A 24,896-nucleotide genomic window follows, 5' to 3' on the forward strand; every position below is an offset into this window, starting at 1 on the left:
ATTTCATGGCCCGAAAAAACAAGGCCGGGGCGACAGCTGTCGACCAATCTGAACCGAAGAAGAAGAAGCCATTCTTCAAGCGCGTGTGGTTCTGGCTGCTCGTAATCGTGATTGTCATTATCGCCGCTGTATCCGGCGGAGGAGAAGACGAGGACGAGGCTACGGGTGCTGACGTAGAGGACCAGACACCTGAACAGCAGTCTGAGCAGGAAGAGGCTCCTGCGGAGGAAGAAGAAGCCGCACCTGCGGAGGAAGAAGAGGCCGCACCTGCGGAGGAAGAAGAAGCCGAGGGGGGCGACACCTTCTCCATTGGGGATCAGTTCGCGGTTAACGACTGGTCGATCACGATCACAGGCGTTGGAGAACGTACCGACACTATCGGCGATGAGTTCCTCAACACCCAGGCTCAGGGCGAGTTTTTGCCTGTTGACCTGATCGTAACCAACGACGGTGACAGTGCTTCTTACTTCTTCGCGAGCGACTTTGTCGCGGTAGACGACCAGGACCGGGAGTTCAACTACTCATCAGATGCCACGCTATACGGTGCCGCTGATGGTGCCGTGTCTCTCCTGGATGAGATCAACCCGGGCAATTCCATCGAAGGTAGGCTCTACTTCGACGTTCCCGCGGACGCAGAGGTCAGTGCACTCGACATCAACGCTGGGTTCCTGTCGGATCCAGTGCGCGTCTCGCTCGACTGAAATCGAACGAACAAGCACTTGTAGAGCCGGGGGCTCTCCCACAAGGGGAGAGTCCCCGGTTTTTTTGTGCGCACACGTGAAGGTGAAAAGACAAAGAACCGTTTGTGAGACGACCAGGGAGTCCTCGAAGGTCTGCCTATCTGAACGCTCAAGGAATGGGAGCGGTTCCCAGGTAGGCAGACGCTGCCTAATCTGCATCATCGCGCTCCACCTCTTTCTTCAATCTCTTCTGACGACGCGACCGGTGACGGAGGCCATCCGTCCAGTCAGTCAGGTGTCCCTCCATACGGTCAAGCGCTTCATAGCCCCCCGACACGTAATGCCCGATCATGGGGAACCGGTCCCCGCGGCCCTCCGCGATCTCAGCCAGTGCACTCTGGAGTTCCTCAGGCGCAGGTCGACGCTCGAAGCGCGACATCGCCTCATCAATAGTGGAATGGGCGAGTCCGCGGGTGATCGCCACCCCGGACGAGGGGTGACGAACCGACTCATCGCTTGCGCGCTCCGGAAGACGGAGGTAGATCTCGCGCCACAACACCGCGATCGGCGTGAACGTGGGAGACCCCTCTACCGCCGTATATTCCCCTCGTTGGATGTGCCACCGTCGTGTCCAGCTCGACTTTTGAAGACGATTGGTTCGGCCAGCAACACCCACGTAGCCCCTGAGCACGATCTTCCCGTTGAGTGAGTTCTCCAACAGGTGAGGCATCACGCTCCAGTAGTCGAGAAGAAATGTGACTCGTGCGTAGGGTTCAAGTCGAAAGACCGTGAACCGCACTGGGATTGATGGAGACTCTGGTCTGTCTCGGGTTTGGTGGCGTCGGAATTTCTTGGTTCTCATGCCGCATTGATGATCCGATTGTGTTCATATTCTATCGGCGTGACCCAGCCGAGCCGGCCGTGACGACGTTGACGGTTGTGCCAGATCTCGAGGTACTCGAAGATCGCGTTGGCCAGTTCCACACGCGTGTTCCAGAGACGGGTATCCAAGAGTTCGGCCTTGTAGTAACCGTTGGCGGTCTCGGCGAGAGCATTGTCATAGCTATCCCCGACAGTTCCGATTGAAGGAGTGGCCCCGATTTCGGCCAGTCTCTCGCCGTAGCGAATGGATGTGAATTGAGATCCTGCATCGCTGTGGCACCGTAGCTGCTCGTGGCGCGGGCCTCGCGACCAGCGGGCCATTTCGATGGCATCGAGCACCGTCTCGGTACGCATCGTAGAAGCAACCCGCCAGCCTACGATCGTTCGGCTGAAGGCATCGATGATGAAGCAGACATAGGCCACACCGGCCCAGGTCGGAGAGCGGGCGGTGGAAGATCACGACGCCATCATGCCGAGAGGCTATGACGTGAGGTGTGGCGCGTCCCTTGTCTGCATGAGGTGAGACATCTGCTCCATCGCCTTCTGAACCGCGGGTCCGTACTTGGACCGGTAGCCGCGGGTCACCTGACGAGAGTTGTGCCCCACGATCTCCATGATGATGGGCTCTGGCACCTCGGGGATGTAGCGGTTGCGAACCCTTAGCCTGAGCCGAGCGTCTAATGGTACGTAGCTCCGGCAATCTGTCGACCATAGATGGTCATGCGCGAGAATCGCTGCTTCACACTAAAGTCACTTGCAAAGTCACTAGTAGCTCGATGTGGAATGCCGCGGGCGTTCGTCTCAGAATAGCGAAAGAACCTCCGCTTCCCTTGTTCTACAAGGAAGCAGAGGCTCTGCATGTTTGTCGGGCTAGCGGGATTTGAACCCACGACCTTCCGTCCCCCAGACGGACGCGCTACCAAGCTGCGCTATAGCCCGAAATTCTTCCAACAAACTCGCCGGAAGCACCAGGAAAGTCTACCGCATGATCTGGCTCATGGTCGCATCGGGTGAAGCGGCGGGCGAGGGAGCGGGTTCATCGGGTGGTGCGGCGGGTGGAGCGCGGAAGCATCCGCGCCCCACCCGCCGAGCACACCCCTCCCGCCGCACCAGGATCAGTTCTGGGTGCTCCTGCGGGCCGAGCCCCAGATGTCGATGCCGGCGTCGACGGCGTGCTCATCGACGGCGTCCAGTTCTTCCTTGGTGAAGGAGCGCTGGTCCAGCGCGGCCAGGTTGCTCTTGAGCTGTTCGGGCCGGCTGGCGCCGATCACCAGGGAGCTCACGCGGTCATCGCGAAGCGCCCAGGCCAGCGCCATCTGCGCGAGGCTCTGTCCCCGCGCGGAGGCGATCTCGTTGAGCGCCCGGATGTGCCCGAGGTTCTCCTCGGTGAGGAAGTCGTCGCGGAACGAGCCCTTGGTCGCCGCGCGCGAGTCGGAGGGGACCCCGTCGAGGTACTTGTCGGTCAGCATGCCCTGCGCGAGTGCGCTGAAGCCGATGACCCCCGCACCGACCTCTTCGACCGCATCGAGCAGACCCTCGGTCTCGATCCAGCGGTTGAGCATCGAGTAGGAGGGCTGGTGGATCAGCAGCGGGGTGCCCAGATCCTTCAGGATCGCCGCGGCCTTGATCGTGTCTTGAGCGGAGTAGGAGGAGATCCCGGCGTAGAGCGCCTTGCCGGATCGTACCGCCGTGTCCAGCGCGGACATGGTCTCTTCCAAAGGGGTGTCGGCATCGGGGCGGTGGGAGTAGAAGATGTCCACGTGGTCCAGGCCCATCCGGCTCAGCGACTGGTCCAGGCTGGAGAGCAGGTGCTTGCGGCTGCCGGTGGGACCGCCGTAGGGGCCGGGCCACATGGTCCACCCGGCCTTGGTGGAGATGATCAGCTCATCGCGCAGCCCGGCGAAGTCCTCGCGCAGGATCCGCCCGAAGTTGATCTCCGCCGACCCTGGGGGAGGCCCATAGTTGTTGGCCAGGTCGAAGTGGGTGATGCCGTGATCGAAGGCCAGGTGGATGATCTCGCGCTGGTTCTGCAGGGCGAAGTCGTCGCCGAAGTTGTGCCAGAGCCCCAGGGAGAGCGGCGGCAGCACCAGGCCGGAGCGGCCTACGCGGCGGTATTCCGCATTGTCGTAGCGGTCTTGCGCGGGAACGTACATGGTGGCTCCTGGAGATCAGAGTGTCAGTGATCAGAAACGCCCGTGTTCAGAACATCGGGTCAGGCCCACCCGGTCAGACAGGAGGCGGACCCTTGATCACCTTACGCCTGCGCCACCGGTCCAGGGCGGGCGCCAGCGATGTCCTGACGATCAGGGTCCGGTGGGCAGCGCCGCGGCGGCGCGGGACAGGTCCTGCGGGGTCACGGAGTCCCCGAAGCTGAACCGCACCGCGGTCTGAGCCACCTCATCCGAGTAGCCCATGGCGCGCAGTGCGGGGCTTGGCTCGCTGGAGCCGGCCGCACAGGCTGAGCCCGAGGAGCAGAAGATCCCCTGCCGTTCCAGGTCCAGCAGCACCGACTCCCCGCTGCGCCCCGGAAGCACGAAGGACGCGTGTCCGGCGAGCCGGCGGGTGCCGTGCCCGGTCAGCTGCGCGCCGGGGACCCGGGCCAGCACGGCGTCGATGAAGTCATCGCGGCGCCGGGCGAGCTCCCGGACGTCAGTCTCGGCAGCCAGCCGCAGCGCCGTCGCCAGCCCGACCGCTCCGGCGACGTTCTCGGTGCCCGAGCGCAGGTCCCGCTGCTGTCCGCCGCCATGGATTAGCGGCTCGAAAGGTGTCCGACGGCGCAGGTACAGCACGCCGGTGCCTTTGGGGGTGCCGAGCTTGTGCCCGGCAAGGCTCATCGCGCTGACCCCGAGCTCCTGCACATCCAGCGGCAGAGTCCCGGCGGCCTGGACCGCGTCGGTGTGGAACGGAACGCGGTGTTCCGTGCAGAGCGCCGCCAGTGCGGCGACGTCCTGAACGGTGCCGACCTCGTTGTTCGCGTAATGGATCGAGACGAACGTGGTGTCGGTGCGCAGCTTCGCTGCCAGCGCCTCAGGGGTGACCACACCCTCCGCATCCACCGGCACGGTCTCCACCTCGTAGTCCAGCCGGCCCAGCCAGGCCGCGGACTCGCTCACGGCAGGGTGTTCCAGTGCGGAGATCAGCACATGGCGACCTCTCGGATCGGCGAGCGCGATGCCCTTCACCGCGGCATTGTCGGACTCGGTGCCGCCGGAGGTGAAGATGATCTCCGCCGGCCGGGCGTTCAGGTGCCGGGCCACCTCGGCGCGCGCCGTCTCCAGCGCCCGTGATGCCGCGGCCCCGGGCTCGTGGACGCTCGAGGGATTCGCATACCCGGTCAGGTGTGGCCACATGGCCTCGAGCACCTCGCGCCTGACCGGGGCGGCGGCGGACTCGTCCAGGTAGAGCATCAGCCCGAGGTTCCCGGCCCGTCCACATCAAGCCCGCCAGCCAGAGCAGCGTCGACCTCGACGTGGATACCGGCCCCGAGATCCATGTCCAGCCCCAGGTCCAGGGCGCGGGCACCCTGGGTGAGCGCGCCGACGCTGATCAGGTCCACCCCGGTGCCGGCGATCGCTGCGATGGTCTCCAGGCTCACCCCGCCGGAGGCCTCCACCAGGGCGGCCCCGTCGATGAGCTCCACCCCGCGGCGCAGGTCCTCACACGAGAAGTTGTCCAACATGATGGTGTCCGCCCGGCCGGCCAGCACCGGCGCGATCTGCTCGACCCGATCCACCTCCACCTCGATGTGGGTGGTGTGCGGCAGGCGCTCGCGGGCAGTGAGGATCGCCGTGGTCAGCGCCTCGGGGGAGTCGCCCACCAGCGCGAGGTGGTTGTCCTTGGCCATCACCGCATCGGAGAGTGAGAATCGGTGGTTGTGCCCACCCCCGCAGCGCACCGCGTAGCGCTCCAGCGCGCGCAGCCCCGGGGTGGTCTTGCGGGTATCGGTGACCCGCACCCCGGTGCCGGCGACGGCGGCGACATACTCGCTGGTCAGCGTGGCCACCCCGGAGAGTCGCTGGATCAGGTTCAGCGCCGCCCGCTCGGCGCCGAGGATCGCCCGGGCGGGGCCCTGCACGCTGGCCAGCACATCCCCAGGACCGAACCGTGCGCCGTCGTCGGTCTGGAGACTCACGACGACGCCGGGGTCCAGCGCGGCGAAGGTGCGGGCGAAGATCTCACCACCGGCGAGGACACCGGGTTCCCGTGCCACCAGCTGGGCGTGCGCGCTGGCATCGGCCGGGACGAAGGCGACGCTGGTGAGATCCCCGAAGGGGATGTCCTCGGCCAGCGCGAGGGTGATGACCGCGTCGATGTCGCGGGCCGAGAGCTGCGTGTCCACGGTGTCCCTTCAGGCTTTCGGCTTCGCGGCGAGCATCCGGTCCAGCGCGACCTTCGCGTGCACGGAGACCGCGGCATCCACACTGATCTGGTTGTTCACGCGTCCGGCCACCAGCTCCTCCAGCACCCAGGCCAGGTAGCCCGGGTGGATCCGGTACATGGTGGAGCACGGGCAGATGACCGGGTCCAGGCAGAAGATGGTGCGGTCCGGGTACTGGGCGGCGAGCCGGTTCACCATGTTGACCTCGGTGCCGATCCCGATGGTGTCTCCGGGGGAGGAGGCCGCGATGAACTTCTGGATCGCGTCGGTGGAGCCGGCGGCGTCGGCGGCGTCGACCACCTCCATCGGGCACTCGGGGTGCACGATGATCTTCACCTGCGGGTCCGCGGCGCGGGCCTGGGTGATCTGGTCCACGGTGAAGCGTCGGTGCACCGAACAGAAGCCGTGCCAGAGCAGGACCTTGGCCTCGCGCAGCTGCTCGGCAGTGTTCCCGCCCAGGGCTTTGCGCGGGTTCCACAGCGGTATCTGCTCCAGCGGGACCCCCATGGCCTTGGCGGTGTTGCGGCCCAGGTGCTGGTCCGGGAAGAACAGCACCCGGTGGGCGCGTTGGAAGGCCCATTCCAGCACGGTCGCGGCGTTGGAAGAGGTGCAGACGATCCCGCCGTGGCGGCCGCAGAACGCCTTCAGTGCGGCGGAGGAGTTCATATAGGTCACCGGGAGGATCGGGACCTTGCCCTGGGCGTCGGGCGTGATGTTCTCCGGGTCCACCCCGTATGTTTCGCAGATCTCCTCCCATGCGGTCTCCACCGAGGATTCATCGGCCATATCCGCCATGGAGCAGCCGGCGGCGAGGTTGGGCAGGATCACCGACTGCTCAGGAGTCGAGAGGATGTCGGCGGTCTCGGCCATGAAATGGACTCCGCAGAAGACGATGGTCTTGGCTTCTGGCTTGCTCAGCGCGGCATTGGCCAGCTGGAAGGAATCGCCCACGAAGTCGGCGTGCTGGATGACTTCGTCGCGCTGGTAGAAGTGGCCCAGGATGACCAGCTCCTCGCCGAGCGTCGCCTTCGCGGCCACGATCCGCTCGTACAGCTCGGCCTCGGGCATCAGCTGGTAGCGCTCGGGCAGCTGACCGGGGCGGGAGACCGGGTCAGGGAGTCGATCGGCCTGCGAGGAGCCGGGCCCGTAGCCCGGGACGGTGTCGAAGTCCCAAGGCCCGGCGGCCAGCTTCGTGTTACAGCTGTCCTTCGGGGTCAGGGTGATCAGGTCATGGACCGAGGCGGTCATGGTGTCTCCTGGATGGTGAGGGTGTAACGGGTGCGGTGGGGGTTGGAGCGGTAGAGCCGCGGCGGGCGGTGCGCCGTGCCGGTCATGCGCTCGCCGGTGACCTCGACGGTGCCTTGGGCAAGGATCTGGCGGCGGAAGTTCGACGGATCCAGCGCCCGGTTGAGGATCGCCTCATAGACCCGGCGCAGCTCGGCCAGCGGGAACCTCTCGGGGAGGAAGGCGTGGGCGATGGGGGAGTAGGTGACCTTCGCGCGCAGCCGGTCCAGGGCGTAGGCGAGGATCACGCCGTGATCGAAGGCCAGCACGCCGGCCTCCTCGGCGATGTCATCGGCGGGGAACCATTCCAGGTTCTCGCCCTCCACAGCGTCGGTGTCCTCGTCCTGGCGCACCAGCGCCCAGTAGACGATGGACACCACCCGGGTGCTGGCCGGGGAGCGGTCCACATCTCCGAAGGCGTAGAGCTGTTCCATGTGCCGCGGAGCCAGACCGGTGGTTTCCAGCAGGGTGGCGCGGGCGGAGCTGACCAGGTCCTGGTCGGGTTCCAGGGGGCCTCCGGGGAGTGCCCACTGGCCCAGGAAAGGTTCGCGGATGCGGCGCACCAGCGGCAGCCAGAGCGTGAGCTCCCCGGTCTCCGGGTGCGGACGCAGCGCGAAGACCACCGTGCTCACGGCGAGCTCGGTCTGCAGGTTCGACGGCGCGGCCATGGCGAGGCCTCCTTAAGGTGACAGTGACACTATGGTCCAGTTCATATGGTCACGTCAACCTGAAGGGGTCTGGGAATCTCACTCGACGAGCCCTTTTTGAACCTCATCCATGAAGCCTGGGATCTCGGTGAGCTGACGCGCGAACTTGCTCGCGCCCTGGGGTGCGAGGTGGATGGCATCCCGGCTGTCGCCATCTCCCCACCAGGCGCCGAACTCGGCCACCGAGAACAACGCGACGTCATGAGGGGCCGTCAGAGCCTGAGCGGCGTCCTGCCTGCGCGCGTCATAGTCTCGTCCTGCCTCTTCGAGGTTCTTCTGGTGGACGGGCGTGTACGGAATCTCGAAGGCGAGCACAGTCACGCCATGACTGCGCAACAGATCCGTGGCATTCCCGAAGTCGGTCACGGCCTCATCGTGCACCGTCGGAAAACCAGGAAAACCCTGCTTCATCCGGGTGTCGCTGATCTGTTCAGCCTTGGCCGCGCTGACGCCGGGATGGATCATGAAACCGTCGGACCGCAGCCTGCTGTCCGCGTCGATCCGCAGGCTGGTCTGCGCCGGCTGACCCTCCTGGGCCCGCGCCACCTGTTCCCCGCCGAGGCGGAACCGATACAGCGGGTCTGCGACGTCGCGCTCACACCGCGCGGTGTCCTTCTCCCCCCAGGTGTCGCCGAGCGGCCGGTCACACCCCTCCACCATCGAAGAGAACGCCGACCTCGACCCTTCCTCCGTGTAATAGCCGTCGCGCTCCGCGGCGCGGGTTGAGATGCCCATCAGCGCGACTGCCGGTGGATCCTCGAGGCTGACCACGTAGCGTGCGAACAGGAGGTTGATGCCCCAGCGCGCCCGGCTGCTGGCGCCGTTGAACACCGAAACCTCCTCACCGGTCTCCGCGGTCAGCAGTCGGCCCAGCTCGGCGGGGTCCACCCCCTGCTGGGTCATGGAGTCACCGAAGATCACGACGTCGGGGGCTGGTTCGGCGGCCCGGAGGGCATTGGTCATCGTCTCGAAGGCGCCTCCATGGGCCGGCGCCACAGGCAGCAGGCCACGAGCCGTCCAGTCCTCGAGCTGCGCCGCCGTCACGTCCCCCGTCAACGGCTGGTTGAACTTGATGGTGGGGAAGCTGTCCGTCTCCTCGAGTGAGTCTGGAGTCGCATCCTCGGCCTGGGGGCTGTCCTCCGGGCCCCCGCTGCCACACGCTGTCAGGGCATATAGCAGCGCAACGCATGCGAGAGCCGTCCGACGAGCGGGCATGGGCACAGGCTAACAGGCACCCCACCGATGCACCCCAGCCCGACTCTGCCCACTCGCCTCGATCTCCTGCCCCCGCACCCCGGATCGGCCCGAGTTCGACCCCGGTCCACCCCGTGCCGATGCCCCATTGACCATTCGACGGCTGGGCAATCCGCTGTTCGGCGGCAGCCACGCCCACGACATCGGGAGGATCCAGGTCTACACCCATGGCAAGGTGGTCACCACCCCCGGGGGTGATCCAGCCGAGAGCGGTCGGCAGCTGGGCGTCCCGCAGAATGACCGACCAGGACTTCAGAGCAGGAGAGCATGATGACAGCCCATACCACCGAAAAGACTGAGAGCACCGGGACCACCGGGTTCGATGCCGGGCCGAGCGCCGCCGAGATCGACGCGGGCCGCCGGGCCTACGAGCTGGACCGCAGTCACGTCTTCCACTCCTGGAGCGCGCAGGAGCCGCTGACCCCGATGACCGTGCTCGACGCCGAAGGCTCCTGGATCTGGGACGGTGAGGGCAACAAGCTCCTGGACCTGACGTCCCAGCTGGTCTTCACCAACGCCGGACACAAGCACCCCAAGATCATCGAGGCGATCAAGGCCCAGGCGGAGAAGCTGTGCACGGTGGCCCCCCAGCACGCCAACGAGGCCCGATCCGAAGCAGCCCGGCTGATCACCGAGCTTCTCCCTCAAGACATCAACCACGTCTTCTTCACCAACGGCGGGGCCGACGCCAATGAGCATGCGGTGCGGATGGCGCGGCTGCACACCGGTCGGCGCAAGGTGTTCTCTGCCTACCGCTCGTACCACGGCGGCACCCACCTGGCCGTGAACCTGACCGGTGACCCGCGAAGGATAGCCTCCGACGACGACGCCGGCGTCGAGCATTTCCTGCCCGCCTACACCTACCGCTCCTACTTCAACGCCGCCGATGAGGCGCAGGAGGCCGAACGCGCGTTGAATCACCTGCGCGACCTGGTGCTGCTGGAAGGGCCGGGACAGGTCGCGGCGATCATTCTGGAAGCGATCCCGGGGACCGCCGGGATCTACCTGCCTCCGGCGGGCTACCTGCAGGGAGTGCGGGAGCTGTGTGACGAGCACGGAATCGTCTTGATCATCGATGAGGTCATGTCAGGCTTCGGCCGTGCGGGCAAGTGGTTCGCCCACCAGCACTACGGGATCGAGCCCGACATCGTGACCTTCGCCAAGGGGGTCAACTCCGGCTACGTGCCGATGGGCGGCGTCGCCATGGACGATGCGATCTACGCGAGCTTCGCCGAGCGGCCTTATCCGGGAGGACTGACCTACTCCGGGCACCCGCTCGCCGCCGCCGCCGCGGTGGCCGCGATCAGCGCGATGCGCGAGGAGGGCATGGTGGAGAACGCGCTGAAGCTGGGAGAAGACGTGATCGGACCCCGGCTGGCCGCGCTGAAGGACAGGCACCCCAGCGTCGGAGATGTGCGCGGGGTCGGGATGTTCTGGGCCATCGAACTGGTCAAGGACAAGGAGACCCGCGAACCGCTGGCCCCCTATGGTCAGACCCCCGCGGTGATGAATCAGCTGGTCGCCGAGGCCAGACGCCGCGGAGTGCTGCCCTTCATGAACATGAACCGGCTGCACATCTGCCCGCCGCTGAACACCACGGAAGAGGAGCTGATCTTCGGGATCGATGTGCTGGACCAGGTGCTCGATCTCGCGGACGAGTCGATCCGCCGCACGTGAGAGCCCGGCCGTCCTCGTCCCGAGGAGGGAGGTCTCGGACGGCATAAACGTGAGACAGATAGCTGGGGGGCCCGTTCGCCGGGTCGTTCAAGAGGGTCTGCACCGGATCAGCGCTGTGACGGTGGCCTCACGGCCCGGGATGGATTAAACTCTCTCCCCGCGGAAGCGTAGAGTCAGAGGCGTGATGGAAGCAGACACGAAGCAGATTCTGGACGAGGCCTTGTCTCGCCGCACCATCGCGGTGATCTCGCATCCCGATGCGGGCAAGTCCACGTTGAGTGAGGCGCTGCTGCTTCACTCGAACGCGATCACCGAGGCTGGCGCGGTCCACGGCAAGGCCGGACGCCGCGGCACCGTCTCGGACTGGATGGAGATGGAGAAGGCCCGCGGGATCTCGGTGAGCTCAGCCGTGCTCCAGTTCACCGTGGGTGATGCGATCGTGAACCTGGTGGACACCCCCGGGCACGCTGACTTCTCCGAAGACACCTTCCGCGTGCTGGCGGCCGTGGACGCGGTGATCATGCTCATCGACGCGGCCAAGGGCATGGAAGCCCAGACCATGAAGCTCTTCGAGGTCTGCAAGGCCCGCGGGCTGCCGGTCATCACCGTGATCAACAAATGGGACCGCCCGGGCCAGGATGCCTTGGAGCTGGTCGATGAGATCCTCACCCGCACCGGGATGCGCTCGATGCCGCGCAACTGGCCCGTCGGAGACTCCGGGCACATGCTCGGACTGCTGCACCCCGACGAGATGACCATGAACCGTTACACCCGCGCCCCCGGCGGCGCGAAGAAGGTCCTCGCTGAAAGACTCTCCGCCGAGGTCGCTCAGGCCGAGTACCCGGTCGAGTTCCAGACCGCGGTGGAGGAGTCCTCGCTGCTGGAGGTCGACGACGAGTTCTACGACCGCGACGCATTCCTGGCCCAGGAGGCGACCCCGCTGTTCTTCGCCTCGGCGGTGCAGAACATCGGCGTCGAAGAGCTGCTGCACTTCATCATGGAGCAGGGTCCGCCCCCGCAGGCCCGCCCGGACGCCGACGGCACCCCCTATTCGCTCACCTCCGACTTCAGCGGCTACGTCTTCAAGGTCCAGACCGGTATGGACAAGGCCCACCGCGACCGGATCGCATTCATGCGCATCTGCTCCGGAGTCTTCGAACGCGGCATGGTCGCCACCCACGCCCAGTCCGCGAAGCCCTTCCCCACCAAGTACTCCCAGCAGGTCTTCGGCCGCGACCGCACCACGGTGGACACCGCCTGGCCCGGCGACGTCGTCGGCCTGGTCAACGCCTCCACGCTTCGCCCGGGCGACACCCTCTACGCGGGCCAGTCGGTGATGTTCCCGCCGTTCAAGCCCTTCGCCCCGGAGCACTTCCGGGTCGGCAAGACCGGGGACGCCAGCAAGCACAAGCAGTTCCGCAAGGGCATCGAGCAGCTGGACCGCGAAGGCGTCATCCAGGTGTTCTACTCCGAGCGCCGCGGCCAGCAGCGTCCTGTCCTGGGCGCCGTGGGCCCGATGCAGTTCGAGGTCGTCTCCGCCCGCATGGAATCTGACTTCGGTGCCTCGGTCTCCTTCGACGCGCTGGACTACTCGGTCGCTCGTGACATCGACGAGGATGCCGCAGCGATCCTGCGCGAACGCCAGGACTGCGAAGTCCTCTACCGCAACGACGGCACCCCCGTGGCGTTGTTCAGAGACCCGTGGAGGTTGCGCACCGTCCAGCGCGACCATCCGAACCTGCTCCCGGATCCTCCGGGCAGCATCAACGCATCGGTCTCCGCACGGATGTGACCGATCGCCGAGGGCTGCGGGCACCCCATGCAGAACCCTCTTGGAAGGAACACCATGCACGCTGTCACCCGAGTTGAAGTCGTCGAAGCTGTCAAGACCGCATTCACGCTCACCGCCCAACCGACCGTCCCGAAGGATCTGGTGGCGGCAGCCACCGCCTCAGGTGCTCGGCCTGCCGTCGTCTCCGTCCTCGAAGGGCTCGACGATGACCTGCAGTTCCGCAGACTCCGCGAACTCTGGGAGTACTTCCCGCACATGCCGGTCAACTCCGTCGACGCCGCCTGAGGGCACGCGCCGGCTGAGCTCCACGGGCGTGTCAAGTCACGCGCCGGGGCAGGTCCGCCGACGGCCAGGGCTGGCAAGCGAGCAGCAGCGGCGTAGGCTCGAGCCCATGGTCAGGAGTCACAGCACCGCAGCGATCGAACGGACCACCCGACGGGCCTGGGCGCAGTGGGTCACCGCCCTCGACGACGCCGGAGCTGCTGCCCTGCCGCACCGCGAGATCGTCGGAATCGTCTATGACCATATGCCGATGGACGTGGAGAACCGTGGCTGGTGGGCCCAGAGCGTGGCGGTCGCCTACGAACAACACCGTGACCTGCGCCGCCCGGGGGAGTCTCGTACCGGTGAGTTTCAGGCCTCGGTCTCCAAGACCTATCCGGGTGACATGGACGCCGCGCTGGGGGCATGGGTCGCTCTCGTCGGCGGGCGTGACTCTTTCGGCGGTGTCGCGCTCCAGGGAGAGCCCGGCACCTCCTCCACCGACCGCTGGCGCTACTGGCGCGCCGGGCTGGTCGACGGCTCCCGGGTCGCGGTGACCATCTCGGGGAAGTCCGCAGGGAAGTCCTCGCTCGGCGTCGGACACACCAGGCTGCGCTCGCCCGAGGAGGCCGAACACTGGAAGGTGATCTGGCGGGAGCTGCTGGGCCAGCTCTAGGTGTGACTTCCCCTGACGGGTCGAACGGCAGCAGGCATTGGTGTCGCGAGAATTACAGTGGCGAGGTGTTCTGCGCGGTCACTGGTTCGGTCCGGGAGCCCCACAGCTGGGTCTTCGTGTGGGTCGCCGTCGGAGACTCGGCGAGGAGGACCGCAGCGGCGAAGACACCAAGAGTGATGAGGAAGAGTGCCAGTCCCATCAAACCGTAGCTGTTGAGCCATGCTGAGATGTTCATGCTCAGGACCGCGGCGAGACCCGTGACCAGAAGAACGAGTCCGCCGTTTCTGCGCCGCGCTGCATGAAGGGTCAGTCGCCAGCTGCCCTGGATCAGCGTGACTAGAACGATGCCTGCGAGATTGGCGATCATGGCGACCCAGACCGGATGGGTTCCGAGGAAGAAGTCCGTGGCACTGAACCCCGAGAGCGCGTACCAGCCGAGTCCCGCGCTGAATCCGGCGAGTAGTGCGGTCAGCGCCGCGGAGCGGGTGGCGAGCGGCCAGAAGAACGCCGCGAGAACCGGAGCGAAGGTGGCGCCGTTGCGCAGAGTCCATGCCATCACATTCCACCAGGCTGACTCCTCGGCGCGCAGGAGACTGAAGATCACCATCAGGACAGTGAGCCCCACCAGCGCGATCCGCGTGTAGCGCACCAGCTCCACCTGGGTCGCTCGGGGACGAAGCGCGCTCCCGAGGTCCCGGCCCAGCGAGGTGGCTCCAGAGAACTGGCAGGGTCCCGCCCAGCCCAGGGCGCATGCCCAGAGTCCCACGAAGAATACGGCCGCAGCCCAAGCAGGAAGGGAACCGGCGATGTACTCGGCGATGCCCACCAGGGGCAGCGATGCATCCGGGACCACAATCGAGGCGGCGACGCCGACGACGATTCCGAGAAGGATCAGGGGCATGCCGATGATCGCCGCGAGGAAGAGCCCCTTCTGGCCGTCTTCCGGGCTCCGCGCCGACATCGACATCTGAAAGGCGGCCTGAGCCAGGGGAACATTGACGATGAAGGTGCCGAACCAGGCAACGATCAGCGATATGCCGGCGTTCGAGACATCGAACATCTGTGGCTGCTCCTCAGCCAAGGTCTCGAGACCGCTGGGCCCGGGTGAGACCAGGAACGCCCAGATGCCCACGATGAACATCACGAAGATCATCAGGACATTCATGGTCTGGGAGAATGCCACGGAGCGCATGCCGCCGAAGGTCAGGAAGGCGAGCAGGATGATCGCTGTCAGAGCGATGCACTGCCACAGTGGGATCTCCGTGACCGCGAAGAGGGCGGACGCGAAGGCGATGCTGGTGGCCACTGAATACATCGGAAACGTCAGACCGGTGATCACAGAACTGATGGCCTGGGCTCCGCGGCCGAATCGGTCCCCGATGATGCCGGTGACCGTCACCACGAGCTTCTCTCGCAGGGGCTTGACCAGAAGGAGCGCGATCAGCAAGATCTGCACCGTTTCGGCCACGCCGTACCAGACCGCCGACACGCCTGTTCGGTAGCTCAGCTCGACGATCGCGATGTAGGAGGATCCTGAGAACAGTCCCGTGATGCAGAACGCGACGGTCCAAGGGCTGAAACTGCGACCGCTGACGAAGAATCCTCCGCGTCCCGAGCGGCCCACAGCGATGCGGCTTCCGAGTATGAGCCAGGCGGTGTATGCGAGTGCCAGGCCGATCGTCCAGAGTCCGACCGTCGTCACGAGCCCATCTCCACGAGATCTGGGGTGGCATCGGCGTTGAGGACCTCGAAGATCAAGTCCCCGTGGCTGGCGTCCCCGTCCACCTCGTAGCCCCAGGCGCGATTCGCCAGAGCTTCGGCGAGGCCATGGGAGTTCTTGTGCACGAATGCCCACGCGACTTCCAGGTCGATGTGCGCGTCGCGCAAGAGATTGATCGCGGGGCAGATGTGTTCGGCCCACTGGGCGAAGTCTGTCAGGACAGAGGAGTCCTGTTCGCTGGTCTCTACGACCAGCTGCAACCGGTACACGTAGAAATAGGGTTGCACATCTGCTTGCCCAGCCAACCCGCGAGTGTCCTGACGTGCCAGCGTGTATGTGGAGATGTCGGTGAGTGGCAGGGCCCGCCGATGGGCCAGCTGTTCGACCGCGACGGCGATGCAGCTGCTGACACCGCCGATCAGGTACTCCATCGGCGCGGGGCCCTGATCGCTGCCACCGCGCACCACAGGCTGGTCAGAGACGAAGCTGAAGTCCCGGACGGTGAGTTCGGTCCGTACTGGGCCCGACCACGTGCCAGCGACCCGCAGAGTCTTCGAAGAGGTGCGCAGGGGTGCCTCGGTGTACCTCGGATTCAGTCTGTTCTCTTGTGCGCTTGAAGCCGCTTTGGGCATGGAACATCTCACCTTTCATCGTTCCCAGCGGTAGCACCTGCTCACCCTGAAGGGGTGGGGTTGCTGCGACGTCGTTGAGCTAGGTCTCTCAGTCGCTCTGGATGATTCGTTGTCTGCTGAAACCTAGAGCGTCCGGCAGAAAGATGCAAACCCTAGAAAGCAGGGCGACCTGGAGCGCCCGCCACATCAGTCGTAGTTCCCGCCCGTCCTGCCAGAGTCACCCCACCGGCCCCACCGGCCCCACCGGCCCCACCGGCCCGACCGGGCGTCGAAGACTCAGAACAGGTCCGGCATCTCCTCGCGGAGCTTGGCGTCCAGCAGCTGCGCCAGCGATTCGATGCGGTGGTTCGAGAGACGGCTCTTGTCCCAGTACGCGGTGATCTTGCCGATCACCGCCGGGCAGGTCTCCTCGGAGCAGAGATGCTCGGTCATGTCCAGGGTGTGGAGTCCGGCCGGCTCCGCGCCAGGGGGAGTGCATCACTGCGCTGAGTGTGGATCTGGTGGATGGCACAGCTGCTCACGCTGGCACCGACTGGCAGCACCGGTGCCGCTCCGGCTGAGGGCACTTGTGGCGCGAGGCGCGATCGGACATGTTTCACCTGCCGCTCCAGCCGCCGGCGGGTCAGCACCGAGAGGGGCCAGAGACGCTGGAAGAGAGCCTCTTCTCCGGACCGCACGCCCCGGATCGCGCCGGGGATTCGCGCAGAATGCGCAACTCGTCTTCACGGTTGCGACTGTTCTCTCAGCAGTCATCGGTTGACCAAGGACAGGTTCTTGCGAATCTTGAGAAATGACCTTCGGAGGAGGTGGACCTCCACGGTCCGACCTGAGGTCATCCGGCTACGGCGTGGACCCAGCCTGATAGCGGCCCAGGGTGGCGTCGCGGAACTCGTAGAACCGGCCCTGTTCGATGCTGGCCCGGATGTCATCGACCATCTTGATCGTGTAGTGCTCGTTATGGATGGTGCACAGCGTGTTGTAGAGCATCTCCTTGGCCTTGAAGAGGTGATGCAGGTAGGCCCGGGTGTAGTTCTGACAGGTGTAGCAGGTGCACTCCTCATCGATGGGGGAGAAGTCGCGCTTGAAGCGAGCCTGCGGGATGTTGTAGCGACCATCGGGGTGATAGACCCGTCCGGTCCGCGCCACTCGAGAGGGGGAGACGCAGTCGAAGGTGTCTGCCCCGTTCTCGATGGCGGTGAAGAAGTCTTCGGGCTCGGAGATCCCCAGCAGGTGGCGCGGCTTGTTCTCCGGGAGCTCCTCGGCCATCCAGCTCACGATCACCCCGAGGTTCTCCTTGTCCAGGGCGCCGCCGATTCCGAAGCCGTCGAAGCTCTGCCCCTCGATCTCCATGGAGCCCAGATCCTTCGCGGCCTTGCGCCGCAGATCCTCGTACTGGGCACCCTGGAGCACCCCGAAGAGTGCCTGGTAGGGGCGGTGGCTGCGCTCGGCGGTGAGGCTGCGGTGCGCGGAGAGGCAGCGCTCGGCCCAGAGCCGGGTGCGCTCCAGGGAGGTCTCCTGGTAGTCGCGGGTGTTGAACAGCGTGGTCAGCTCGTCGAAGGCGAAGATGATGTCCGCGCCGATCTCGTGCTGCAGCTTCATCGAGATCTCCGGGGTGAACCGGTGGGTGGTGCCGTCGATATGGGACTTGAAGGTCACGCCGTCGTCGTCCACCAGGGCAAGGCGCACCTTCTTCGGGGCGACGGCCGCGTCATCGGGGACCACCGAGGCGTCCATGGTGATGACCTTCTTGAACCCCGCGCCCAGACTCATGACCTGGAATCCGCCGGAGTCGGTGAAGGTGGGCAGCGGCCAGTTCATGAACCGGCCCAGCCCGCCCGCGGCGTCGATCACATCGGTGCCCGGCTGCAGATTCAGGTGATACGCATTGGCCAGGGCGGCCTGGGCGCCGATCTCGAGCATCTCCTCGGGGCGCACGGTCTTGATCGTGGCCTTGGTGGCCACCGGGATGAAGGCCGGGGTCTTGATGTCCCCGTGGGGAGTGCGGATGGTGCCGGTGCGGCCCAGCGCCCCCTCGATCCGGGCCTCGACCTCGAAGCTGAAGGCCTCGCGGCCCGCCTGCGGGTGCGGCGCTGACTCCTGCGGCCTTGCATCCTGCTGTGCGGCCCCCGGCTTCATCGACTCATGCGGAGCGGCGGTCGGGGTCTCGGTGTTCAGCTGATTCGGCACCCGCTCAGTCTAGGCCAGTGGTCCTATGCTTATCCGGTGCCTCCACTAACCGCCCTGACCTCCAACCTGACCTCGCGGCTGACCCGGCTCTGGTGCCAGACCGCGGAGATCCTCCCCGGCGCGGCGCTGGCTCTCATCTTCGCGATCGCCGCGCACCGGCTGATCGCCGAGCAGATTCCGGTGATCTCCGGGCTGCTGGTCGCAGTCCTTGCCGGCATCGCGCTGCGCAGCCTGGGCTGGGTGCCGTTCTGGGCCGAGCGTGGTCTCGGCTGGGCGGCGAAGAAGCTGCTCCGGGTGGGCATCGTGCTGCTCGGCCTCCAGCTGGCGCTGGGTGACCTGCTCGGCCTGGGGTGGGCGGTCCTCGCGGTCGTCGTGCTCACCGTGGGGGTGACCTTCTTCGGGATGCTCGCCCTCGGGCGGCTGCTGGGCGCACCGAAGGGGATGACCACGCTGCTGGCCGCCGGCACCGCGATCTGCGGGGCCTCAGCCGTGGCGGCAGCCGCCGCGGCGATCGACCGAGGCGACGGCAAGGACGACGACGGTGCCCCGGTCCAGGCGGCCGCTGCGGCCGCCGTCGCGGTGGTCACCCTCTACGGCACCCTGGCGCTGCTCGCGCTGCCGGCGCTGGGAACCCTGCTCGGCCTCGGCGAGGAACAGATGGGCGTCTGGATCGGCGCCAGCATCCATGAGGTCGGACAGGTGGTCGCCGCCGGCGGAGTGGTCGGGGCGGTGGCGCTGGCCACCGCGACCCTGGTCAAGCTCGCCCGGGTGGTGCTCCTGGCGCCAGTGATCGCCGGCATCAGCCTTGCCGGGCGTCGCCGCCGGGCGGTCGGAGCTGCGCAGGGAGCCGGGGAGGGCGTCGAGGAGGGCGCTGGATCGCGGCCGCCGCTGATCCCGCTCTTCGTGCTGGGCTTCCTGGTGATGATGGTGCTGCGCTCGGTCACCGATCTGCCCGAGTCCACCCTGGACTTCTCCGCGGACGTGACCACGATGCTGCTGACCACCGCGATGGTCGGCGTCGGCGCCTCGGTGGACCTGCGTCGCCTGCTGCGCCAGGGAGGACCCGCGCTGCTGCTCGGTGCCGGCGGCACGGTGCTTGCGGTGGGAACCGGGCTGGGCGGGGTCCTGCTGCTGGTGAGCTGAGGCTGGTGCCCCGGGCCCAGTCAGGTGTCCGGGAGTTTCAGCTCGCCGGGCTTCGAGGGCGAGTCCATCTCGACAGGCATTCGAAAGTATGTTCGAATAACCGTATGAGGTGGCAGGGACAGGCAGTGCAGGAGGGTGAGGGTGCGGCCCTCATCCCGCTCAAGGGACTCCTGCGCTCGGTGCGCACCCCGGAGTTCGAAGGCGTGACCTTCCACGAGGTGGCGGCGAAGACCGCGCTCAACAAGGTGCCTGGCCAGTCGAACATGCCCTTCTCCTGGACCGTGAACCCCACCCGCGGATGTCTGCATCAGTGCGTGTATTGCCTGAGCCCCGAGACGCTGATCCTGATGGCCGACGGGCGGCAGAAGCTGCTGCGTGAGGTCAGGGTGGGCGACGTCGTCGTCGGCACCGAGCTCGACGGCAGGAATCGCCGGTTGGTCCGCTCGGAGGTCTCAGCGAAATGGGGGACCGAGAAGCCCGCATTCCGCATCACGCTTCGCGATGGCACTCAGATCGTGGCCAGCGGCGACCATCGCTTCCTGGCAGAGCGCGGGTGGAAGTACGTGGCTCGCCCGGAGGGTGGGTCACCGCGCCCATGTCTGACGGAGCACGACCGGCTCATGGGATTCGGACTCGGAATGTCTCCTGAGCTGGATTCTGAGGCGGAGGAATCCCCTCTCGAAGCGAGCGTGCTGGGAGGTGCGGTCGGGACCACCGAGGCTCTGCGCATCACCGGCATCGAAGCGCTCGGTCGCAGCGAGCCGCTGATCGACATCACCACCAGCACCGGGGACTTCATCGCGAACGGTGTGGTCAGCCACAACTGCTTCGCGCGGAAGACGCACGAGTACCTGGACCTGGACGCGGGCAGGGACTTTGATACGCAGATCATCGTGAAGACCAATGTCGCCGAGGTGCTTCGGGCCGAACTGAATCGGCCGTCCTGGAAGCGCGAGCACGTGGCGCTGGGGACCAACACCGACCCCTATCAGCGCGCGGAGGGTCGCTACCAGCTGATGCCCGGGATCATCAGGGCGCTCGCGGATTCTGGGACGCCCTTCTCCATCCTGACCAAGGGGCCGCTGCTCAAGCGCGACCTCCCGCTGCTGCAGGAGGCCGCCAAACAGGTGCCGGTCTCGGTCGCGGTGTCCCTGGCGGTCATGGATCCGGAGCTTCAGCAGAAGGTGGAGCCGGGCACCCCGGATCCCCGGGCACGGCTGAATCTGATCCGCTCCATCACCGACGCCGGGCTTGAATGCTCGGTGCTGGCCATGCCGATCCTGCCCTGGCTCACCGACGGCGACGGTCGCATCGACACCCTCCATGCCGCACTGGCCGACGCCGGTGCGAGCTATGTGACCACCGGTGCGCTGCACCTGCGCCCCGGCGCCCGGGAATGGTTCATGGCTTGGCTGGCCCGCGAGTACCCGGCGCTGGTGGCGAAGTATCGTCGGATCTACGGCGGCGGCTCCTACGCCTCCAAGGAGTATCGGCACTGGCTCGCCGACTCCGCCCGCGCCGCCCGGCGTCGTCATGGCTTCGACAAGCCGGTGGACCTGATGTGGCGCGAGCGCAATGACCCGGACTCCCCGGTGGCCCAGCAGGGAGCGTCGGCACCGACCGCGGCCGGTCCTGCCCAGCCGGCGCTCTTCTGACCCCGCTCATCCCGTAGGCTGGTTTGCAAAAGCAACTAATGCGGCGGGTGGGTGTCCTGCTCGATCGTCGCGTCGACGCCTCAGGAGTGCCCATGACGTTCACCCATGCCGAGACCTTCACCACCAGGCCCACCCTGGAGGGTCACTTCGGAATGACCGCCTCCACGCATTGGCTCGCCACGGCCTCCTCGCAGGCGGTGCTGGAACGCGGTGGCAACGCCTTCGACGCGGCCGTCGCCGGGGCCTTCGTCCTGCATGTGGTGGAGCCGCACCTCAACGGTCCCGGCGGTGACATGGTCGGGATCTTCGCGACCGCCGGCGCACCGTCGACGCCGCAGGTGCTGATGGGCCAGGGGCCCGCACCCGCAGGGGCCCTGATCCAGCACTACCGTGCGCTCGGGCTCGAGAACGTCCCGGGTGCCGGTGCCCTCGCGGCCGCCGTCCCGGCCGCCGTCGACGCCTGGCTGGTGCTGCTGCGCGACCACGGCAGCTGGGACCTCGCCGAGGTGCTCGCCTTCGCCATCGACTACGCCGAGGACGGGCATCCGATCCTGCCCGGGGCGGTGCGGGCGATCCGGGCCGTCGCCGAGCTCTTCCAGGAGCACTGGCCGACCTCCGCCGCGCTGTGGATGCCCGAGGGCAAGGTCCCCGAGCCCGGGCAGAGCATCCGCAACCCCGAGTATGCGCAGGTGCTGCGCGACCTCATCGCCGCCGGGCAGGGTGCTTCGAGCCGGGTGGCGCAGATCGAAGCCGCACGCAGTGAGTGGAAGACCGGACGCGTCGCCGAGGCTGCGGCGGAGTTCGTGAAGACCCCGCATCGGCACTCCGACGGCGGCGACTACGCCGGGGTGATCACCGCCGAAGACTTCGCCGCCCACAGCGCCGGATACGAAACCCCGGTCTCAATCGAGTTCCGCGGCCACACCATCGCGAAGTCCGGCGCCTGGGGCCAGGGCCCAGCGCTGCTGCAGGCGCTGAAGATCCTCGAAGGCTACCCGGACGAGCAGCTGGACCCCGGCACCGAGATCGGCGCCCACCTGATCCTGGAGGCGCAGAAGCTGGCCCTCGCGGACCGAGACACCTACTACGGCGATGTCCCGGTGAACCTGGAGCACCTGCTCTCGGATGAATACGCCGCGCAGCGTCGCGAGCAGATCAGCGAGCGAGCCTCCGCAGAGTTCCGCCCGGGGAAGGTCCCCGGCGCCGACCAGGTGCTGCCTGCCCTGGTCAACGTGGCCGACGCCGTCGCCGGAGCCGGTGCGGGCGAGCCGACCGTTTCCAAGGCCGGGGAGACCAAGGGGGACACCTGTCACCTCGACGTGGTCGACCGCTGGGGCAACATCGTCTCCGCAACCCCCTCCGGGGGGTGGCTGCAGTCCTCACCGGTGATCGAGGGGCTCGGCTTCTGCCTGGGCACCCGGCTGCAGATGACCTGGCTCGATGAACGCTCCTCCTCTCGGCTGGAACCGGGGAGGCGTCCGCGCACCACACTGACCCCTACGCTGGTGCTCAAGGACGGCGCTCCGCTGATCGCCCTGGGCACCCCGGGCGGAGACCAGCAGGACCAGTGGCAGCTGCCCATGCTGCTGCGCATGCTCATCGGAGGACACACCGCCCAGCAGGCCATCGACGCCCCCACCCTGCATACGACGTCGATGCCCGGCTCCTTCTGGCCGCGCGCATGGGAGCCCGGCGGGGCCGTGGTGGAGGACCGACTCGGTGCCGAGCTCATCGAAGGACTGCGTCGCCGTGGACACCAGGTCACCACGGCGGGGGACTGGGCGCTGGGACGACTCTCCTGCGTCACGCGGGACCCGCAGACCGGGCGGCTGCGCGCCGCGGCCAACGCCCGCGGCGCCCAGGGCTACGCGGCGGGACGATGACAGCGGCGCGGGCTCCGCGGCACGAGGCTGCCGTCCCTAGCTCACCGTGGATTCGCGCGGCTGCTGTTGCGGACGCCGCTGACTTTGCGAAGATGGCCCTATGAGCATCATCAAGATCAACGCCATCACTGTCCCTGCCGACTCCGGCGATGAACTCGGCAAGCGGTTCGCCGCTCGCCGCGACTCCATGGAGGGCACCGAAGGCTTCGAGGGCTTTGAGCTGCTCAAGCCTGCCGACGAGCGCACGACCTGGCTGGTCATCACCCGCTGGGCCACGGAGGAGGCGTTTGAGAACTGGCGCACCTCGCAGGACTTCCAGAAGTCCCACAGCGGCGGCGAGTCCGGTTCCGGGGAGTCGCCGAAGAAGCCCGTGGGGATGTCCGCGGAGCTGTGGAGCTACACCACCTCGGTGACCGGCTAGGTGGAACCGGTGCGGTGCTGGTAATCTGAATCGGTCAGTTGCTCGAGGAACTCGGTTCCTTGAATTGCACAGCTGGCGGGCCTCCGTAGCTCAGGGGATAGAGCGTTGGTTTCCGGTACCAAAAGTCGTGGGTTCGATTCCCGCCGGGGGCACACAGAGAAATCAGGTCCGCATTCTTGTCTCGGCAAGGATGCGGGCCTTTTTTTGCGCCTTGGCCGAGGATCTCGCCGCGCGGGACCAGGCGACTCACGATCGATCGACTGCGAAGTGCCGCGGCGCGGTCGCACACCTCGGCGGCCCGATGCCTCGCTCAACCGGCTGAGAACCCCTCTACCCTGGGACTATGACTTCCGCACCCACCTCCGCCGACGAACACGAGCGCGGTCCAGAGTCCAAGAGGCAGCGTGCTTCCGCCGCCGCGGGAGAGCTCGCCGAGACTGCCAGCGGCAGAGCGTCCCAGGACCGAGCCCGCGAGCTCGAAGAGCGCTGGGAGGACAGGCTTGCCTGGCCGGTGCTGATCGCGGCCGTGGTGTCGGTCCCCGCGGTCTTCCTCACCCTCCTGGATGAGCCCTTCGAGATGATCGGCCACGTGGGGCTCTGGATCACCAGTGTGGTGCTGATCTTCGAGACCATCGTGCTGTTCCTGGTGTCGCCCAAGAAGATCGACTGGCTGCGCCGCAACTGGTGGCTCGTGGGTCTGAGCGTGCTGGTCATCGTCGGCGTGGTCTTCAGCGTCGGTCCCATGCAGCTCCTGCGTCTTCTGCGCAGCGTCGGGGCGCTGCGGGTGCTGCGCGCCAAACAGGTGGCCAAGGCCGGGCATTCTCTGCAGAAGGTCGGATCCTCGCGGTGGTGGCGGCGACTGGGGACGATTCTGGCCACATTTGTCGTGACCGCCTTCGTGGTGGTCGCCCTCGTCGATCCAGAGTCCCCTGCGCGGTCCTTCCTGGACGATCTGGTGGGGGAGGAGTGGGCGATCGCCGCGGCGATCGGCGCAGGCGTGCTGCTCTTCGGCGCGACCTACCTGCTGGTACGGCGCCCCAAGGGTGAGGATTCGCAGAAGGACGGTGCAGCGAGTGACGAGGAAGAGAGCGGTGACGAGGAAGGCGATCGCCAGGTCCGCTCCTGAGATCTCCGACCGGCCGGAACGCGGTTGCATTGATGCACCGCCGAGGACCATGATGAGCCGCTTGGGGTGCTCCTTCCCATCGGGCCGAGGAGATCTCTGGCTCACCCGACGTAGAGCTGCCAGGTGTGACCATCTGGGTCCGCCACAAGGGACTCGAATCCCCAGGGCTGGTGGGTGGGTGGGGTGAGCACCGTGCCCCCGCCTGTGACCAGTCGTTCGGTCATGGCGGTGACCTGTTGGGCATCAGCGAGGGCGATGCCCAGCAGGCACTCGCTGTGTTCCGCCGGGGACAGCTCGCGGGGACCCAGCACCCAGTCGAAGGCCTCGGTGGGGACCAGGCAGAGGTAGGCCTCCCCGAGCAGTCGAAACTGCAGCGGTTCGGGGAGGCCGTCCTGCGCCACGTCACCCACCGGATCGAGCCCGAGGCCGTCCCGGTAGAACGTGTGGGAGCGGCGACGATCAGCGATCGGCAGGGTGATGGTGAATGGCTGCGGCATCGATACAGGTCCTCACTGATATTGGTCGGGGGCGTGGTCGG

23 protein-coding genes, 2 tRNA genes, 1 pseudogene and 1 riboswitch are annotated in these 24,896 nt (G+C 66.7%); of the genes and pseudogenes, 12 read left to right on the plus strand and 14 right to left on the minus strand.

What is annotated here, in order from left to right; translation table 11 throughout:
- Nucleotides 1-5 precede the first annotated feature (5 nt).
- The gene (locus tag LTH93_RS10480; RefSeq protein ID WP_241470935.1) at nt 6-701 is read left to right on the plus strand and encodes a DUF4352 domain-containing protein; all 696 of its coding nucleotides are present in this window, start codon (nt 6-8) and stop codon (nt 699-701) included.
- 187 nt (nt 702-888) lie between these two features.
- On the opposite strand, the gene LTH93_RS10485 is transcribed toward LTH93_RS10480, so the two are convergent.
- The 9 genes and pseudogenes from LTH93_RS10485 to LTH93_RS10525 all read right to left on the minus strand — a co-directional run bounded on the left by LTH93_RS10485 (nt 889) and on the right by LTH93_RS10525 (nt 9,146).
- Nucleotides 889-1,413 carry a hypothetical protein gene (locus tag LTH93_RS10485; RefSeq protein WP_241470936.1) on the minus strand — a complete coding sequence of 175 codons (525 nt, stop codon included), beginning with the start codon at nt 1,411-1,413 and terminating at the stop codon, nt 889-891.
- A gap of 125 nt (nt 1,414-1,538) precedes the next feature.
- Nucleotides 1,539-2,000, minus strand: a pseudogene (locus LTH93_RS10490) (IS3 family transposase); the annotation flags it as partial.
- A 427-nt stretch (nt 2,001-2,427) separates the two neighbouring features.
- Nucleotides 2,428-2,501: transfer RNA gene (locus LTH93_RS10495), tRNA-Pro, on the minus strand.
- Between the two features lie 176 nt (nt 2,502-2,677).
- The gene (gene mgrA / locus LTH93_RS10500) at nt 2,678-3,715 is read right to left on the minus strand and encodes an L-glyceraldehyde 3-phosphate reductase (protein WP_241470937.1); all 1,038 of its coding nucleotides are present in this window, start codon (nt 3,713-3,715) and stop codon (nt 2,678-2,680) included.
- 150 nt (nt 3,716-3,865) lie between these two features.
- The gene (locus LTH93_RS10505) at nt 3,866-4,969 is read right to left on the minus strand and encodes a cysteine desulfurase family protein (protein WP_241470938.1); all 1,104 of its coding nucleotides are present in this window, start codon (nt 4,967-4,969) and stop codon (nt 3,866-3,868) included.
- On the minus strand, nt 4,969-5,901 hold the full coding sequence (gene nadC / locus LTH93_RS10510; RefSeq protein ID WP_241470939.1) for a carboxylating nicotinate-nucleotide diphosphorylase: 933 nt from the start codon (nt 5,899-5,901) through the stop codon (nt 4,969-4,971). Before nadC ends, LTH93_RS10505 begins: the two co-directional genes overlap by 1 nt.
- 9 nt (nt 5,902-5,910) lie before the next feature.
- Entirely contained in the window at nt 5,911-7,188 is a 1,278-nt protein-coding gene (gene nadA / locus LTH93_RS10515) for a quinolinate synthase NadA (RefSeq protein ID WP_241470940.1), read from the minus strand.
- The gene (locus LTH93_RS10520; RefSeq protein WP_241470941.1) at nt 7,185-7,892 is read right to left on the minus strand and encodes an NUDIX hydrolase; all 708 of its coding nucleotides are present in this window, start codon (nt 7,890-7,892) and stop codon (nt 7,185-7,187) included. Before LTH93_RS10520 ends, nadA begins: the two co-directional genes overlap by 4 nt.
- A gap of 78 nt (nt 7,893-7,970) precedes the next feature.
- On the minus strand, nt 7,971-9,146 hold the full coding sequence (locus LTH93_RS10525; RefSeq protein WP_241470942.1) for a hypothetical protein: 1,176 nt from the start codon (nt 9,144-9,146) through the stop codon (nt 7,971-7,973).
- Between the two features lie 127 nt (nt 9,147-9,273).
- Between LTH93_RS10525 and LTH93_RS10530 the strand changes: the two genes are divergently transcribed.
- The 5 genes from LTH93_RS10530 (at nt 9,274) to LTH93_RS10550 (ending at nt 13,591) form a co-directional block, all read left to right on the plus strand.
- On the plus strand, nt 9,274-9,456 hold the full coding sequence (locus LTH93_RS10530; protein WP_241470943.1) for a hypothetical protein: 183 nt from the start codon (nt 9,274-9,276) through the stop codon (nt 9,454-9,456).
- A complete protein-coding gene (locus tag LTH93_RS10535; RefSeq protein ID WP_241470944.1) occupies nt 9,456-10,862 on the plus strand; it encodes an aspartate aminotransferase family protein in 1,407 nt (468 codons plus the stop codon). The genes LTH93_RS10530 and LTH93_RS10535 overlap by 1 nt, the downstream gene beginning before the upstream one ends.
- 184 nt (nt 10,863-11,046) lie before the next feature.
- Nucleotides 11,047-12,654 carry a peptide chain release factor 3 gene (locus LTH93_RS10540; protein WP_241465111.1) on the plus strand — a complete coding sequence of 536 codons (1,608 nt, stop codon included), beginning with the start codon at nt 11,047-11,049 and terminating at the stop codon, nt 12,652-12,654.
- Nucleotides 12,655-12,708: 54 nt separating this feature from the next.
- Entirely contained in the window at nt 12,709-12,939 is a 231-nt protein-coding gene (locus LTH93_RS10545; RefSeq protein ID WP_241465036.1) for a hypothetical protein, read from the plus strand.
- Nucleotides 12,940-13,045: 106 nt separating this feature from the next.
- A complete protein-coding gene (locus LTH93_RS10550; protein ID WP_241470945.1) occupies nt 13,046-13,591 on the plus strand; it encodes a hypothetical protein in 546 nt (181 codons plus the stop codon).
- 52 nt (nt 13,592-13,643) lie between these two features.
- Here LTH93_RS10550 and LTH93_RS10555 read toward each other — a convergent pair whose 3' ends face one another.
- The 4 genes from LTH93_RS10555 to tgt form a co-directional block, all read right to left on the minus strand.
- On the minus strand, nt 13,644-15,293 hold the full coding sequence (locus tag LTH93_RS10555; RefSeq protein WP_241465034.1) for a sodium:solute symporter family protein: 1,650 nt from the start codon (nt 15,291-15,293) through the stop codon (nt 13,644-13,646).
- Nucleotides 15,290-15,943 (minus strand): OsmC family protein, encoded by a 654-nt coding sequence (locus tag LTH93_RS10560; RefSeq protein WP_255727523.1) that lies wholly within the window; start codon nt 15,941-15,943, stop codon nt 15,290-15,292. The genes LTH93_RS10555 and LTH93_RS10560 overlap by 4 nt, the downstream gene beginning before the upstream one ends.
- 12 nt (nt 15,944-15,955) lie before the next feature.
- Nucleotides 15,956-16,051: riboswitch (SAM riboswitch) on the minus strand.
- 168 nt (nt 16,052-16,219) lie between these two features.
- Nucleotides 16,220-16,375 carry a hypothetical protein gene (locus LTH93_RS10565; RefSeq protein WP_241465032.1) on the minus strand — a complete coding sequence of 52 codons (156 nt, stop codon included), beginning with the start codon at nt 16,373-16,375 and terminating at the stop codon, nt 16,220-16,222.
- A 408-nt stretch (nt 16,376-16,783) separates the two neighbouring features.
- The gene (gene tgt, locus LTH93_RS10570) at nt 16,784-18,079 is read right to left on the minus strand and encodes a tRNA guanosine(34) transglycosylase Tgt (protein ID WP_241465110.1); all 1,296 of its coding nucleotides are present in this window, start codon (nt 18,077-18,079) and stop codon (nt 16,784-16,786) included.
- Nucleotides 18,080-18,166: 87 nt separating this feature from the next.
- Here tgt and LTH93_RS10575 point away from each other — a divergent pair, with 87 nt between their 5' ends.
- The 6 genes from LTH93_RS10575 to LTH93_RS10600 all read left to right on the plus strand — a co-directional run bounded on the left by LTH93_RS10575 (nt 18,167) and on the right by LTH93_RS10600 (nt 24,358).
- Nucleotides 18,167-19,273, plus strand: coding sequence for a YeiH family protein (locus LTH93_RS10575; protein WP_241465031.1), 1,107 nt, complete (start codon nt 18,167-18,169; stop codon nt 19,271-19,273).
- 104 nt (nt 19,274-19,377) lie between these two features.
- On the plus strand, nt 19,378-20,928 hold the full coding sequence (locus LTH93_RS10580) for an Rv2578c family radical SAM protein (RefSeq protein ID WP_241470946.1): 1,551 nt from the start codon (nt 19,378-19,380) through the stop codon (nt 20,926-20,928).
- A gap of 92 nt (nt 20,929-21,020) precedes the next feature.
- Nucleotides 21,021-22,811: a gamma-glutamyltransferase family protein gene (locus LTH93_RS10585; RefSeq protein ID WP_241465029.1), complete on the plus strand. Its 1,791-nt coding sequence runs from the start codon at nt 21,021-21,023 to the stop codon at nt 22,809-22,811.
- 100 nt (nt 22,812-22,911) lie between these two features.
- Nucleotides 22,912-23,232 carry an antibiotic biosynthesis monooxygenase family protein gene (locus LTH93_RS10590; RefSeq protein ID WP_241465028.1) on the plus strand — a complete coding sequence of 107 codons (321 nt, stop codon included), beginning with the start codon at nt 22,912-22,914 and terminating at the stop codon, nt 23,230-23,232.
- Nucleotides 23,233-23,311: 79 nt separating this feature from the next.
- Nucleotides 23,312-23,384 (plus strand) — tRNA-Arg (locus tag LTH93_RS10595).
- Nucleotides 23,385-23,575: 191 nt separating this feature from the next.
- Nucleotides 23,576-24,358 carry a hypothetical protein gene (locus LTH93_RS10600; protein ID WP_241465027.1) on the plus strand — a complete coding sequence of 261 codons (783 nt, stop codon included), beginning with the start codon at nt 23,576-23,578 and terminating at the stop codon, nt 24,356-24,358.
- 101 nt (nt 24,359-24,459) lie between these two features.
- Here the strand turns inward: LTH93_RS10600 and LTH93_RS10605 are convergent, their stop codons facing one another.
- Nucleotides 24,460-24,855 (minus strand): VOC family protein, encoded by a 396-nt coding sequence (locus LTH93_RS10605; RefSeq protein ID WP_241465026.1) that lies wholly within the window; start codon nt 24,853-24,855, stop codon nt 24,460-24,462.
- Nucleotides 24,856-24,896 lie beyond the last annotated feature (41 nt).

The sequence above is a fragment of the Nesterenkonia sp. DZ6 genome (assembly GCF_022565835.1).
GTDB lineage: Bacteria > Actinomycetota > Actinomycetes > Actinomycetales > Micrococcaceae > Nesterenkonia.

Excerpts from the sequence above, each read along its gene's own strand:
- LTH93_RS10480 (WP_241470935.1), top strand. The coding sequence starts at position 6 with ATGGCCCGAAAAAACAAGGCCGGGGCGACAGCTGTCGACCAATCTGAA.
- mgrA (WP_241470937.1), bottom strand. The coding sequence starts at position 3,715 with ATGTACGTTCCCGCGCAAGACCGCTACGACAATGCGGAATACCGCCGC.
- LTH93_RS10505 (WP_241470938.1), bottom strand. The coding sequence starts at position 4,969 with ATGCTCTACCTGGACGAGTCCGCCGCCGCCCCGGTCAGGCGCGAGGTG.
- nadA (WP_241470940.1), bottom strand. The coding sequence starts at position 7,188 with ATGACCGCCTCGGTCCATGACCTGATCACCCTGACCCCGAAGGACAGC.
- LTH93_RS10520 (WP_241470941.1), bottom strand. The coding sequence starts at position 7,892 with ATGGCCGCGCCGTCGAACCTGCAGACCGAGCTCGCCGTGAGCACGGTG.
- LTH93_RS10525 (WP_241470942.1), bottom strand. The coding sequence starts at position 9,146 with ATGCCCGCTCGTCGGACGGCTCTCGCATGCGTTGCGCTGCTATATGCC.
- LTH93_RS10535 (WP_241470944.1), top strand. The coding sequence starts at position 9,456 with ATGACAGCCCATACCACCGAAAAGACTGAGAGCACCGGGACCACCGGG.
- LTH93_RS10540 (WP_241465111.1), top strand. The coding sequence starts at position 11,047 with ATGGAAGCAGACACGAAGCAGATTCTGGACGAGGCCTTGTCTCGCCGC.
- LTH93_RS10545 (WP_241465036.1), top strand. The coding sequence starts at position 12,709 with ATGCACGCTGTCACCCGAGTTGAAGTCGTCGAAGCTGTCAAGACCGCA.
- LTH93_RS10550 (WP_241470945.1), top strand. The coding sequence starts at position 13,046 with ATGGTCAGGAGTCACAGCACCGCAGCGATCGAACGGACCACCCGACGG.
- LTH93_RS10560 (WP_255727523.1), bottom strand. The coding sequence starts at position 15,943 with ATGCCCAAAGCGGCTTCAAGCGCACAAGAGAACAGACTGAATCCGAGG.
- LTH93_RS10565 (WP_241465032.1), bottom strand. The coding sequence starts at position 16,375 with ATGACCGAGCATCTCTGCTCCGAGGAGACCTGCCCGGCGGTGATCGGC.
- tgt (WP_241465110.1), bottom strand. The coding sequence starts at position 18,079 with ATGAAGCCGGGGGCCGCACAGCAGGATGCAAGGCCGCAGGAGTCAGCG.
- LTH93_RS10580 (WP_241470946.1), top strand. The coding sequence starts at position 19,378 with ATGAGGTGGCAGGGACAGGCAGTGCAGGAGGGTGAGGGTGCGGCCCTC.
- LTH93_RS10585 (WP_241465029.1), top strand. The coding sequence starts at position 21,021 with ATGACGTTCACCCATGCCGAGACCTTCACCACCAGGCCCACCCTGGAG.
- LTH93_RS10590 (WP_241465028.1), top strand. The coding sequence starts at position 22,912 with ATGAGCATCATCAAGATCAACGCCATCACTGTCCCTGCCGACTCCGGC.
- LTH93_RS10600 (WP_241465027.1), top strand. The coding sequence starts at position 23,576 with ATGACTTCCGCACCCACCTCCGCCGACGAACACGAGCGCGGTCCAGAG.
- LTH93_RS10605 (WP_241465026.1), bottom strand. The coding sequence starts at position 24,855 with ATGCCGCAGCCATTCACCATCACCCTGCCGATCGCTGATCGTCGCCGC.